The 12389-nt window shown below is 71.8% G+C and carries 9 protein-coding genes; 4 read left to right on the plus strand and 5 right to left on the minus strand.

Annotated features, from left to right (window positions below; all coding sequences use genetic code 11):
* Positions 1-6 precede the first annotated feature (6 nt).
* Complete coding sequence (locus AC6CCG_RS08610) at positions 7-1938, minus strand: hypothetical protein (RefSeq protein ID WP_496654078.1); 1932 nt, start codon at positions 1936-1938, stop codon at positions 7-9.
* Positions 1939-2008: 70 nt separating this feature from the next.
* Complete coding sequence (locus AC6CCG_RS08615) at positions 2009-3208, minus strand: hypothetical protein (RefSeq protein ID WP_496654079.1); 1200 nt, start codon at positions 3206-3208, stop codon at positions 2009-2011.
* 80 nt (positions 3209-3288) lie between these two features.
* Here AC6CCG_RS08615 and AC6CCG_RS08620 point away from each other — a divergent pair, with 80 nt between their 5' ends.
* The gene (locus tag AC6CCG_RS08620; RefSeq protein WP_496654080.1) at positions 3289-5460 is read left to right on the plus strand and encodes a hypothetical protein; all 2172 of its coding nucleotides are present in this window, start codon (positions 3289-3291) and stop codon (positions 5458-5460) included.
* Here the strand turns inward: AC6CCG_RS08620 and pepN are convergent.
* Entirely contained in the window at positions 5448-8036 is a 2589-nt protein-coding gene (pepN, locus tag AC6CCG_RS08625) for an aminopeptidase N (protein ID WP_496654081.1), read from the minus strand. The two genes, AC6CCG_RS08620 and pepN, sit on opposite strands and share 13 nt — an antisense overlap.
* A gap of 19 nt (positions 8037-8055) precedes the next feature.
* Positions 8056-8814 (minus strand): hypothetical protein, encoded by a 759-nt coding sequence (locus tag AC6CCG_RS08630; RefSeq protein ID WP_496654082.1) that lies wholly within the window; start codon positions 8812-8814, stop codon positions 8056-8058.
* A gap of 91 nt (positions 8815-8905) precedes the next feature.
* On the opposite strand from AC6CCG_RS08630, the gene AC6CCG_RS08635 reads away from it, so the two are divergent.
* From AC6CCG_RS08635 to AC6CCG_RS08645, 3 genes are all read left to right on the plus strand, one after another.
* Positions 8906-9367: a ribose-5-phosphate isomerase gene (locus tag AC6CCG_RS08635; protein ID WP_496654083.1), complete on the plus strand. Its 462-nt coding sequence runs from the start codon at positions 8906-8908 to the stop codon at positions 9365-9367.
* A gap of 298 nt (positions 9368-9665) precedes the next feature.
* Complete coding sequence (locus AC6CCG_RS08640; protein WP_496654084.1) at positions 9666-10472, plus strand: Fpg/Nei family DNA glycosylase; 807 nt, start codon at positions 9666-9668, stop codon at positions 10470-10472.
* The gene (locus AC6CCG_RS08645; protein WP_496654085.1) at positions 10454-12004 is read left to right on the plus strand and encodes a hypothetical protein; all 1551 of its coding nucleotides are present in this window, start codon (positions 10454-10456) and stop codon (positions 12002-12004) included. The genes AC6CCG_RS08640 and AC6CCG_RS08645 overlap by 19 nt, the downstream gene beginning before the upstream one ends.
* Before the next feature lie 3 nt (positions 12005-12007).
* Here AC6CCG_RS08645 and AC6CCG_RS08650 read toward each other — a convergent pair whose 3' ends face one another.
* The gene (locus AC6CCG_RS08650; protein WP_496654086.1) at positions 12008-12346 is read right to left on the minus strand and encodes a hypothetical protein; all 339 of its coding nucleotides are present in this window, start codon (positions 12344-12346) and stop codon (positions 12008-12010) included.
* Positions 12347-12389 lie beyond the last annotated feature (43 nt).

Consider the following 12389-nt stretch of genomic DNA (forward strand, 5'->3'; position numbering starts at 1 on the left):
GCGAGCTCAGAAACGCGTGACGGCGATCAGGTTGCGGCCCTTGATCGTGTAGAGCGTCCGGCCGTCCGGAGCCACGGCGATCAGCCCGACCGCGTAGGCCTGGGCGTTCAGGCCGTCGACGACGGTGGTGATCACCGGGCTGGTGCCGTCGGTGATCGTGAACAGCCGCTTGCCGTCGGTGCCGTACAGTCCGCCTCGGGCGAGCACCAGGGTGCTGGCGCCGGTGCCGATCTTGGCGGTCGCGACGACCCGCCGGCCGCTCGGGTCGAGGACGAACAGATCGCCCTTCTCCGTGGTGCCGTAGATCCGGCCGCGGTACGGCATCAGGTCGGTGATCTGCTGCGCACCGGGCACCGGAGCGAACTGGCCGAGCACCTTGCCGGTGCGGAGATCGAAGCGGGAGACGGTGGCCTCCTTCTCGATCGGGTCGGTGCCCAGGCTGTTGCGGGTCTCGCTTCCCAGGAAGGCGATCCCGTCCTTGACCGCGACCGACTTGAGCGACTGGTTCGGCACGATCCCGCGCCGCACGGTGAGCCTCCCGTCGGAGAGCCGGTAGTCGGCCAGGGCGCCGTTGATCTTGCCGTAGTCGGCCTCGGTGGCGATCAGCAGCCGACCCGATCCGGCGTCGTACCAGGCATCGGTGGGCCGGGTCTGCTCGTTCTCGATCCGGTCCAGCTCGGCCAGCTCGGTCCCGTCCGGCCGCATCGACCACAGCCGGGCCAGCGTGTACACGCCGAGATAGAGCCGGTCGCCGATCGGCGTCATCGTCTTCGCCTCGCCGGGCAGGAAGGTCCGGCTGTTCGTGCCCGCCGCGAGGTCGTGCACCTGGATGCCCGCCTTGCCGCTGACCAGGACGGTGTCCTCGGTGGCGGCGATCTGCATGGCCAGCTCCGGTGCCGGCGGCAGACCGGCCTGGCCGAGGTCGACGCCGCTGAAGGTGCCGGTGGCCTTGTCGTAGCTGACGATCTGGCTGGTCAGGCTGGCCCGGAGTTGATCGCCGTCGATCAGGATCTTGTTGAAGTAGGCGCCGTCGTACGGCTGCCCGAGCCGCTCCGGCGTGCTGCTGCCGGCCGGGACCCGGTAGAGCGTCCCGGAGGCCCGGGTGCCGAAGTAGACGTCGCCGGTGGCCGGGTCGTGGCTGATCGCGGTGACGTACTGATCGCCGCCGGGCGCCTGCACCTCGACCGGCGCACCCAGGTCGTCGGTGTCGAAGATCAACATCGTGCCGGTCGGCGACAGCCCCGCGGCCAGCCGGTCGCCCTCCAGGGCGAGGGTGGCCACGAAGGTGCGATCGGCGTAGCCGGCCGGCAGCACGTTCGCCGTCGCGCCGCTGGCCCGGTCGACGGTGATCAACTTCGCGTGCGAGCCGATGCCGGCGTAGATCGTCTGCTCGTCGACGGCGATGCTGCGGACGTACTGCTCGCCGGGCGCCACCGTGCCGTAGCTGCGGGTGGCCCCGGTCGCCGGGTCGTAGCTGTGTACGCCGGCGTCCGGGTAGGTGCCGGCGACGATGACGCCGTCCGGCGCGGCGGCCAGCGACCAGATGAAGGAGCCGAAGTCGGCGACCTTGGTCAGCGTCCCGGTGCCGGTGTCGATCTTGTACAGGTCGCCGGGGGTGTAGGTGCCGACGTAGAGGTCGGTGCCGACATGGGCCATCGCCCAGACGCCGGCGCCGGTCGGCAGGTCGACGGTCCGCTCGACCCTGCCGCTGGCGGGGTCGAAGGCGCCGACCCGGACCGGGGAGACGCCGGAGGTGGCGGTCCAGATCAGGTCGCCGACCTGTTCGGCGACGCCGGTCGAGGTGACCGAGGAGGCCGGGCCCAGGTCCGTGACGACCGGGCTCGCCGCGGGCTCGGCGACCGCGGAACTGACCGCAAGCCCGCTGAGGGCGAGGACGAGGGAGGCGAGGAGGGCCACTCGACGCACGACATCGGACATTCAGGACCACCTATTTTGCCGTTAATGCACGCCGTAATTGAGGGAACGGTATGAGACGGCCGGCGCCGCGTCAAGAGGTGGCGGTGCGACGGGAGCGCCGTTGCGCCACCAGCCGGTCGATCAGGCCGACGCCGACGTAGAAGCCGGCCACGGCCACGCAGATGACGGCGATGACACCGAGCGGCGTCTGGTGCGGGTCGAGGAAGAAGTACGGGATCGGCACGCCGAACGCCGCGTTGGCGGACCACAGCGTGATCACGTACGCGAGCGGGAGGATCATCATCGCCAGCACCTGGCGCAGCGTCAGCGGCTTCAGGGCCGCCTGGCCGGCCCGGATCCCGAGCAGCACCACCAGCGGCGTGGCCAGGTGCATCGAGATGTTCGCCCACATCGTCGGCTCGTCGGTCCGCAGCCCCTGGGTCGGCACCATGACCAGCCAGTACGCCAGCGCGGACAGCACGATGCCGGCCACGCCGGACCGCAGGATCACCTGGTAGCCCGGCGGTTGCAGCGGCCTGGCGAACGTCGCCAGGGTGACCAGCGCGGCGCTGACCACCGAGAACAGCAGGGGCACCGGCGTGGTCAGGTCCGGTTGCTGGGCCTGCAGCCAGATCCCGGTCAGGGCGGCCACCGGCACCCAGATGTTGATCTTGTACCGTGGCGTGAAGTAGCTCATCGCCGAGTCGGCGAAGACCGACCAGAGCAGCACCGAGCCGAGCACCGGGATGATCACCACCCAGAACCGGGCCGGGTAGTCCGGGTTCAGCCGGGCCGCCTCGATACACATGAAGAACGTGTAGACGACGCCGAGCGCGTAGAGGCCGAGGAACGGCAGCAGGGCGGCGATGTAGCGGGACACCCAGCGGTCGCCGCGCTCCTGCACGATCGTGTAGAGGTTGGTGATCGGGTTCCGGGCCCGGGACCCGATCAGCCCGCGGCGGGAGGACTCGGTCAGGCCGGCGATCTTGATCAACTCGTCCTCGAGCAGCCGGGCCGAGCGGGCCCGCCGCGAGGTGCCGGCGATCATGACCGTCTGGTACAGCATCAGGAACACGACCGGCCAGGGCAGGTAGCCGATCAGCCCGGTCGGGAACTCGTCCTGGTAGACGGCGAACAGCGACACCGGGAGATAGGCGATCACGATGCCGACCAGGGCCATGCTGACCTGGGAGGCGTTCTGGATCCCGGCGTCCTCGGTCTGCAGCAGTGCCGACAGGGCCTCGGTGCGCGCGTCGGAGTCGGCTCGATCGTCCGTCGCGCCGTCGGTCATGCCACCCCCTGGTCGTGCTTCCGTACCGAAGTACAGCACAGGTCCTGCCGGCCTCGTGGGTTTCACCTAGGCTCGTACGGGTGACGGACCGCAGGCGGACCATGATCGCTTCCCTCGCGGCCTGGGCGGCCGCGGCGGACCGGTACTGGGTCGACCCGGGCGGCGACGGCGGCGTCGGCTGGTACGGGACCGGCTACGACAACTGGGGTGTCCAGACCAACCAGAAGTACCTCGGCGCGCTGGCCGCGCTGGCCGCGTTGACCGACGACGACCGGCTGGCCGGCCGGGCGCTCGCGGCGCTCCGGTTCAGCGTCCGCAGCCACAGGTCCGGCGGCGGCACGTGCGCCGACGGGAAGCCGTGGGGCCACACCTGGATCAGCCCGCTCGGCATCGAACGGATGATGTACGGCCTCGACCTGCTCGCCGACCGGATCGAGCCGGACCTGGTCGCCGGGCTGGACCGGCTGCTGGTCAGCGAGGCGGAATGGATCCGGACGTCGTTCCACCGCGGCCGGGCCCACGGCGTGGTGGGCGGGCTCTGGGATGCCTCCGGCCGGAACGCGCCCGAGTCGAACCTGTGGGCCGGCGCACTGCTCTGGCGAACCGCGCAGCGGGTGCCCGATCATCCGCAGCGGGCGGTCTGGGAAGAACTGGCCCGGACGTTCATGATCAACGGCGTCAGCGTGCCGGCCGACCGCACCGACCCGGCCGTCGTCGACGACCGCCCGGTCTCGGAACGGTTCCGCGGCGCGAACTTCTTCGACAGTTACGCGCTGGACCACCACGGCTATCTCAACGTCGGCTACATGATCATCTGCGTCAGCAACGCGGCGATCCTGCACTTCGACCTGAAGCGGCGCGGCGAGCCCGCGCCCGAGGCGCTGCACCGGCACCAGTCCGACCTGTGGCGGGTGGTCCGGCCGCTGATCGCCCCGGACGGGCGGGTGCTCCGGATCGGTGGGGACAGCCGGGTCCGCTACGCGTACTGCCAGGAGTACCTGCTGCCGTCGCTGTGCTACGCCGCCGACCGGCTCGGCGATCCCAACGCCGTCGACCTGCTCGACGCGCAGGTCCAGCTGATCACCCGCGAGCAGCGCGGCAACGCCGACGGCGGCTTCTACGGTACCCGGCTGGCCGAGCTGGCGAGCTCGAGCCCGTACTACGTCACGCGGTTGGAGAGCGACCGGGCCTGCGCCCTCGGGCTGGCGCTGGTCGCTCTCGATCATGTCGAGGCACCGGGCCCGGCCCTTCGACAGGCTCAGGGGACTGCGGCGTCCTGGAGCTGGATCGACCATGATCATCAGGCGGTCGCGGTCCGGAACGAGCACCGGCTGGCCTCGTTCTCCTGGCGAGCGTTCAGCCGGACCCAGGGGCTCTGTGTGCCGCTGGCGGACGGCTCCCTGGCGGAGTGGGACCTGAACCTGGCGCCCGAGATCACGGTGCTCGGTGATCAGGGCGACGGCCCGGGCCGGCTGTCCCGGACGGTGACCAGGAGCCGGGTCACCGAGCTCGACGGCGGCTTCGTCACCTCCGGTACGGTCGTCGAAGGCGTTCGGCTCAGCATCCCGGAGGGCTGGAGCGGCAGCGACGGCGCCCGGACCATGATCGCGATCGCGGCGCTGCCGGACGGCCACACCATGATCGGGATCCACCGCACCGTGACCGCGGACTGGTGGGTCGGGCTCGGCTCGGTGAAGGGCCTGCACCTCAACGTCCCGAACGATGTCCTCAACGGCTCTCGGCGCCGGTACGTCCACGCCGGCGGCACCCTGGAGCTCGAGCCCGGGGCCGACGAACGGATCGCGCTCGGCCGCTGGGTCGCCGTTGACGACGTCCTCGGCACGGTCGGGCTGTGGGGGAGCGGAGAGTTGATCATGGACCGCTCCGCCCGGCGCCGCGGCGGCCCGCAGCACTCGCTCTTCGTCGACGAACTCTGCTTCCCGTACCGGAGCGGGCCGGAACAGCTGCCGCCGAACACGGTGGTGGTCGAGCACGCGTTCGCCGTGCTGGCCGGCTGCGACGCCGAGACCACCGCCCGCTTCGCCCAGACGAACCCGGCCCGACTCGCCGACGTGGCCGGCGACCTGGCCGGCGCGACGGTCACCGCGCTGGACGGCCGCCGCTACCGGCTGCTGCTCAACCTCGCCGCGACCCCGGTCCGGCCGGAGCTTCCCGCCGGGGCGGTGGACCTGGCCACGGCCGCGGCGCCGGGCGAACTGGGTCCCGGCGACGCCGCGCTCTACTGGCTCTGAGCCAGGCCGTTGGCCGCCTGCTGACAGCGCAACGACCGGGCCGTCTCGTCCCGGCGCTCCGAGACCAGCCGCCGCACCGACGGCGTGAGCTCGGCCGCGGCCAGCCAGGCGTCGACCGTGCGCAGCTGCTCGGCGGCATCCTCCAGCCGCGGATAGAGCAGGATCAGGGCGTTGTCGCGCAGCGAGGTGCCCTGGCCGCCCCAGATCCCGTTGCCGGCCGACATCTGCTCGGCCGCCTCCAGGTAGGCCGCGAGATACGGCCGCAGCAGGTCGTCCTGCCCCGGCTGGACGAACCCGACGCAGACCTGGCGCTGGGTCTCGTTCGGCACGCTGCCGTCGGCGACGGCGAGCCGCCAGGCCTCCGTCTTCGCGGCGGGATCGGGCCGGGCGGCGCGCGCCCCGGCCGCCTGCTCGGCTCCCGTGATCGTGTTGTCCCGGCCCTGTTCCGCCGTGATCATCGCGTCGTCGGCCAGGCCGAGCCGGGCCAGGTGCAAGATCAGGATCCAGCGCAGGTCCTGGTCCACGACCAGCCCGTCCGGTACGTCCTCGCCGACCAGCCAGCCGTTGATCACCGCGCCGGCCGACGGATCGAGCGCCGCGCGGGCATAGGCCCGGGCCAGGGCCAGCTGATGATCGGAGCCCGGCTCGGCGGCGGCCAGCAGGCCGGCCAGGCCGTCCTGCCAGGTGCGCCGGACCATCTCCCGTACCGCCGGCGGGGTGTCCTCCTGGGCCGCCCGCAATCCCTGCAGCAGCACGGCCTCCACGGCGGTCAGGTCCGACTCGACGGCCACGCCGCGGAGCACCAGGGCGACGTAGTCGGCGGCCGGCAGCTCGGCGTCGCGACACATGTCCCAGGCGGCGCCCCAGCAGACGGCCCGGGCCAGCGGGTCGTCGATCCGGTCGATGGTGTCGATCAAGGTGCTCAGCGACCGAGGGTCCAGCCGCAGCTTGGCGTAGGTCAGGTCGTCGTCGTTGATCAGGATCAGGTCCGGCTGGCGGCGGCCGGCCAGCTCCGGCACCTCGGTGGCCGCGCCGCTGACGTCGGTCTCCAGCCGGTGTGTCCGGACCAGCCGCCCGTCGGTCAGGTCGTAGAACCCGATCGCGATCCGGTGATCACGCAGCGTCGGCCACTCGGCCGGTGCCTCCTGGCGGACGGCGAACCGGGTGATCACGCCGGCGTCGTCGACCGCGAGCTCCGGGCGCAAGGTGTTGACGCCGGCCTGCTCCAGCCATTGCGCCGACCAGCCGGACAGGTCGCGGCCGGAGGCCTGCTGCAGCGCGGTCAGCAGGTGCGACAGCTCCGTGTTGCCGTAGGCGTGATCGGCGAAGTAGCGCCGGGCGCCGGCCAGGAAGGCGTCCTCGCCGACGAACGCGACCAGCTGCCGGAGCACCGAGGCGCCCTTGGCGTAGGTGATCCCGTCGAAGTTCTGCTCGACCGCCTCGAGATCGATCATGTCGGCGGCGATCGGATGGGTGCTGCTCAGTTGATCTTGGCGGTAGGCCCAGGTCTTGCGCTTGTTGCAGAACGTCGCCCAGGCCTGGCTGGGTTCGGCGTCGAGCCGGCTCTGCGCGAACGTCGCCGCCCACTCGGCGAAGGACTCCTTCAGCCACAGGTCGTCCCACCAGCGCATCGTCACCAGGTCGCCGAACCACATGTGGGCCAGCTCGTGCAGCACGACGTTGGCCCGTTCCCGGTACGTCGCGGCGGTGACCCGGCTCCGGAAGATCATGCTGTCCCGCAGCACGATGCAGCCGACGTTCTCCATCGCGCCCATGTTGTATTCCGGCACGAAGGCCTGGTCGTACTTCCCGAACGGGTACGGGTAGCCGAACGCCTCCTCGAACACGTCGAAACCGCCCCGGGTCACCTCGACGATCCGGTCCGCGTCCAGATGCGGCAGCACGGAGTCGCGGACCAGGATCGACAGCGGAGCGGCGTTCTTGCCCGCGGTCTCCTCGGCGACCACCTGGCGGTACTCGCCGGCGACGACCCCGACCAGATAGGTGGAGAACGGCTCGGTCTCGGCGAACTCCCACCGGGACAGCGCGTCGCTGACCTCGACCCGCGCCGTCTCGGCGCCGTTGCTGATCACCGTCCAGTCCCGCGGCGCGGTCACGGTGATCGACATCCGTGCCTTCAGGTCGGGCTGTTCGAAGCAGGCGAAGACGCGCCGAGCCTCGGCCGACTCGAACTGGGTGTAGCAGTAGACCCGGTCGTCCGCCGGGTCGACGAACCGGTGCAGGCCGAGGCCCGCCCGGCTGTAGCGGTACTCGGCGGTCACCGTCAGCTCGTGATCACCCGCGGTCACGTCGAACGGCAGCCGGCTGGCCGCGAACCGGCCGGTGTCGAGCGGCTCCCCGTCCAGCGTCGCGGTGATCACCCGGTCGGCGATCGCGTCGATGTGCAGGCTGCCCGGGGCGTCGGCCCGGAACCGTACCGTCGAGGTCGAGCGGAAGGTCAGGGCCGGATCGGCGACCTCCCGGCCCGACAGGTCGAGCTCGATCCGGTAGTGCGAGGTGGCGATCAGGGCCGACCGCGCCATGGCCTCGTCGCGGGTCAGGTTGTCCGGGAACATGGGCCCGATCCTGCCACGATCAAAACCGGGCCGTGCTGGCGCGCAGGAACTCCCGCCAGGTCGCCTCGTCGGTGAGGTCCCCGCCGAGGTCGAGCCCGGACGTGATCTCGGTCACGACCGACCGGGTCGGCTCCGCCCACTCGCCGTCGATCGGCACCGGCCGGTCCCAGACGTGGGTGCAGATCGCCTGCACCGCATGGTTCTGCACCCGGGAGGAGCCGCCGCGGAACGTGGACAGCTCGGTGCCGGTCACTCCGTTGTCGACGTGGATGTGGTTCCGGTGCAGGTCGTCGAAGAGGTACGTCAGCACGTCGGCGAAGTGGTGGTGCAGGCTGGCCGCGGTCGCCCAGTAGCGGCGCAGCTGCGCGGCCGTCGCGGCCGGGCCCCAGAGGTCGTACCGGCAGGTCATCAGGTCCCGGCCGCCGGACCGCAGTCTGGCCAGGTCGAACGCCCGCCCGGCGTTGTGCCACGAGGAGCACTTCGGCTCGCCGTCGGTCCAGCTTCCGTACGTCCTGATCTCGTCGATCTCCACCCCGGTCTCGGCCGTGAAGAAGCCGAGCCAGTCGAGCAGCCGTTCGTGGAAGGCGTCGTCGAAACGGAAGCTGCGGCCGCGCTCGTCGATCTCGTAGATCAAGGGCGCGCCGCCGAGCTCGTCGTGGCCGGTCAGGGTGCCGGCCGCGACGCAGCGGGGCCGTTCCCGGCCGACGTCGGTGCAGCCCGCAGCGGCCAGTCCGGCGAGTCCGGCGCAGCCCAGCAGCGCTCGTCGGCTCAGAGTCACGCGCCGACCCTAGCGCTCTTCCCGTCCCGCCCAATCAGACGCTGGGCCGACACCGGTGCCAGGCTCATCGGACCTTTGAGATAGTTCTCCCATGCGCGTACACATCGGCAGCGACCACGCGGGGTATGAGCTGAAGAACCATCTGGCGTCGGTCCTGCGGGCCGACGGCCACGACGTCGTTGATCATGGTCCGCGGGTGTTCGACCCGGACGACGACTACCCGGTCTTCTGCATCCCTGCTGCCCTTGGCGTCGTGGCCGATCAAGGATCGCTGGGCATCGTGATCGGCGGTTCCGGGAACGGCGAGCAGATCGCGGCCAACAAGGTGATCGGCGTCCGGGCCGCGCTGGCGTACGACGTCGAGACCGCGCAGCTGGCCCGCCAGCACAACGACGCGAACGTGATCGCGATCGGTGCCCGGATGCATGATCAGGACGGGGCGACCGAACTGGTCCGGACCTTCCTGACGACGCCGTTCAGCGCGCAGGAACGGCACGCGCGCCGGATCCAGCAGATCAGTGCGTACGAGGAGCGTCGGGCCGAGGAGGAATGACGCGTCGCGGCCGGCGTCCCTCGGCTCTGGCCCGCAGGTCGGCGAGCACCGACTCGGCGAGGAGTTCGTCCTCGGGCGTGGGTTCGCCGACATAGGAACGGCCGTGTCCGTTCGCGGAGCGGAGCGGGGGTTCAAGGGGGTCGTCCCCCTTGACTGATCGACGGGCCAGGTCTTGGGCCTCGACGTCCGGGATTGAGCGCACGATGAACGGGGCCGGAGCGGCCGCACCTGTCATAGTGGACAGCCTAATCCGCCTGCGGGACTACAGCCACAGAGAAATTCGTTCGAGGATCGTGAAATGCCGGAAGGCCATACGCTGCATCGGCTGGCACTGGACGTGACGGCCGGGTTCGCCGGTCGGACGCCTGCCGTGACCAGCCCGCAGGGCCGGTTCGCCGAGTCGGCCGCGCTGCTGGACGGGACCCGGCTGATCAACGCCACAGCCCACGGCAAGCACCTGTTCGTCGAGTTCGCCGACGACCGCTTGCTGCACATCCATCTCGGCCTGATCGGGGCCCTGCAGTTCGGCCCGCCGGGACCGCCGCAGGGCGAGGTCCGGGTCCGGCTGGCCACCTCCGACCTGGTCGCCGATCTCCGCGGCCCGCAGCAGTGCTCGGTCATGACCGCCGCGGAGGTGGCCGACCTGGTCGGCCGGTTGGGTCCCGATCCGCTCCGCGACGACGCGGACCCTGACCTGGCCTGGCGGCGGATCCACCGGTCCGGCCGGCCGATCGCCGCGCTGCTGATGGATCAGGCGATCCTGTCCGGCGTCGGCAACGTGTACCGGGCCGAGGTGTTGTTCCGGAACCGGATCCACCCGCACCGGCCGGGCAACAAGCTGAGCCGGCGCAGTTGGCAGGCGATCTGGGCCGATCTGCTGCTGCTGATGCCCAAGGGTGTCGCCGACAACCGGATCGACACGGTGCGCGACGAGCACACCCCGGAGGCGATGGGCCGCCCGCCGCGGGTCGACGATCATGGTGGTGAGGTGTACGTGTACCGCCGCAACGGCCTGCCCTGCTGGGTCTGCGGCTCCATGATCAGGACCGAGGTCCTGGCCGGGCGCAATCTGTTCTGGTGTGGGCGATGTCAGCGCCGCGGATGATCTTCGACGTGCCGCCCGGCCGGCTCCGGATCGACGAGACGGGGCGGATCGTCGACGCCACCGCCGGTGATCATCGCTACCTGTCCGGCGGCGGGGTCGGCGAGGTGATCATCGGCGGCCGGGCCCGGCAGCCGGAGCTGGTCCGGCTCGCCGGCGACGCCGACGAGGTCGACCTGGAGCTCGATGCCGGTGACGGGCTGGACATCTCGGTCCGGCACACGGTCGCGGCCGGCTGGGGCTGGCGGGTCCGGCTGGCCAACGCCACCCAGCACGAGCTCGCGGTCGACCAGGTGCGGCTCGACCTGGCCCTCGGCGAGCGGATGGTCGGGCACCCGGCTGCCGCCGGCGCGGAGGCGGAGCTGGTCATCCGGCCGGGTGACGGCGGCGGGCCGATCCTGGCCGGGCGACTGACCACCGGAGCGATCGCGGAGATCGGCGACGCCGGTCTGCTGACCGGGCCGCTCCGGCTGCCGGCGGGCGCGGGCTTCGTGATCACCTGGCAGTGGACCTGGTACGCCGACGCGGCCCGGCTGATCGAGCGCCGCCGCGGCGTGGTGCCGTGGCCGACCGTGCGGACGGTGGGCGAACCGATCGACCTGCGCAGCGACCCGGACGCGGCCCTGATCGTGCCGGAGGACCTGATCGGTGTCGGCGGGACGTTGAGCGCGCCGGGCGGCGAGATCACCGAACTCGTGGCGGACCGGGCGGCCCGGTACTCGATCGAGGAGCGGTCCGCGCGCGGGACCGTACGGTTCAGCCTGGGGTGGGCGCCGCCGGTCGAGCAGGTGGTGGCCGAACGGGTCGACCAGTTCCCGGCGCCGGAGCCGTCCGGCCCGGCCGGCTCGACCGCGGACGGCATCGTGCTGCACCGCACCCTCAGCGCCGGTACGGCGGCGGACCCGGACGAGGCGGCCGAGCTGTTGGAGATGATCACCGGCGCGCTGCTGGACGACGGCCCGGCGACCGGTCTGGACGCGACCCTGCTCTGCATCGAGCACCACCGCACCGGTGCCCGGGACCTGCTCGAGGTGGCCGTCGACTGGCTGCTGCGCTGCGACCGGGTCGACCCCGGGCTCGGCTTCGCGGTCACCCAGGCCTGTCTGGCCCGGGTCATCCGCGGCCAGGCGATCGCCCCGATCATCCAGCACGCCGGCGCTCTGGCCGCCGCCGTGCCGGGCCGGCCCGAGCTGCCGCTGGACCGGCACGGGATCGCCGAGCTCGAGCTGCTGGCCGCGATCCACCGCACTCTGGAGCAGCCGTCGCCGGCGTTCCGGGCCCGGCTCCGGGCCGCGGGTCCGTACCTGGGCAGCGGCGAGGTGGCACCGGCCCGGCCGGCTCTCCCCGCGACCGACCAGGCCGCCCTGATCGCCGTGATCCGGTTCGCCGAGGAGCAGGCCGCGACCGCCGTCGGGCGGGACTGGGCGACCCCGCCGTCGGTGCTGGCCGAGGCGGCCGCCGGCATCCTGCTCGACGAGGTCGGCGGCTCCGCCTCGACCGAGACGCTGGCCTGGCTGGCGCTGGCCCAGCTCTGAGCCCTAGGGCCGGGCGATGGCCAGGACGGCCAGCGCACCGGCCACCACGACCATGATCATCTGCAGCCAGAGCCCGACCGTGTCGCCGACCGCGCGAACCTCGAGCAGCCGAGGCGCCTGCCCGGCGCCGAACAGGCCGATGATCATGAACGCGGCGGCCAGCACGGCAGCGACCGGTGACCAGCGGAACGGCAGGAACGCGGTCAACGCGGCCGCGGCCAGCAACAGGATCGCGCCCGGCGCGACCACCGGGTAGCCCGGCAGGTTGCCGGCGGCGATCTGGACGTAGATCCCGAGCGCGGCGAGGAACAGGGCGCTGGCGGAGAGCGACTTGAGATTCATGGTCTCGATGCTCGTTGGCCGACCGGCCGTTGCGCGTCGTCGG

The sequence above is a fragment of the Microlunatus sp. YIM B11417 genome (assembly GCF_059617205.1).

What these genes read in the sequence shown, in the direction of transcription:
- AC6CCG_RS08610 (WP_496654078.1), bottom strand. Translation starts at nt 1,938, where the DNA reads ATGTCCGATGTCGTGCGTCGAGTGGCCCTCCTCGCCTCCCTCGTCCTC.
- AC6CCG_RS08615 (WP_496654079.1), bottom strand. Translation starts at nt 3,208, where the DNA reads ATGACCGACGGCGCGACGGACGATCGAGCCGACTCCGACGCGCGCACC.
- pepN (WP_496654081.1), bottom strand. Translation starts at nt 8,036, where the DNA reads ATGTTCCCGGACAACCTGACCCGCGACGAGGCCATGGCGCGGTCGGCC.
- AC6CCG_RS08635 (WP_496654083.1), top strand. Translation starts at nt 8,906, where the DNA reads ATGCGCGTACACATCGGCAGCGACCACGCGGGGTATGAGCTGAAGAAC.
- AC6CCG_RS08640 (WP_496654084.1), top strand. Translation starts at nt 9,666, where the DNA reads ATGCCGGAAGGCCATACGCTGCATCGGCTGGCACTGGACGTGACGGCC.
- AC6CCG_RS08645 (WP_496654085.1), top strand. Translation starts at nt 10,454, where the DNA reads ATGTCAGCGCCGCGGATGATCTTCGACGTGCCGCCCGGCCGGCTCCGG.
- AC6CCG_RS08650 (WP_496654086.1), bottom strand. Translation starts at nt 12,346, where the DNA reads ATGAATCTCAAGTCGCTCTCCGCCAGCGCCCTGTTCCTCGCCGCGCTC.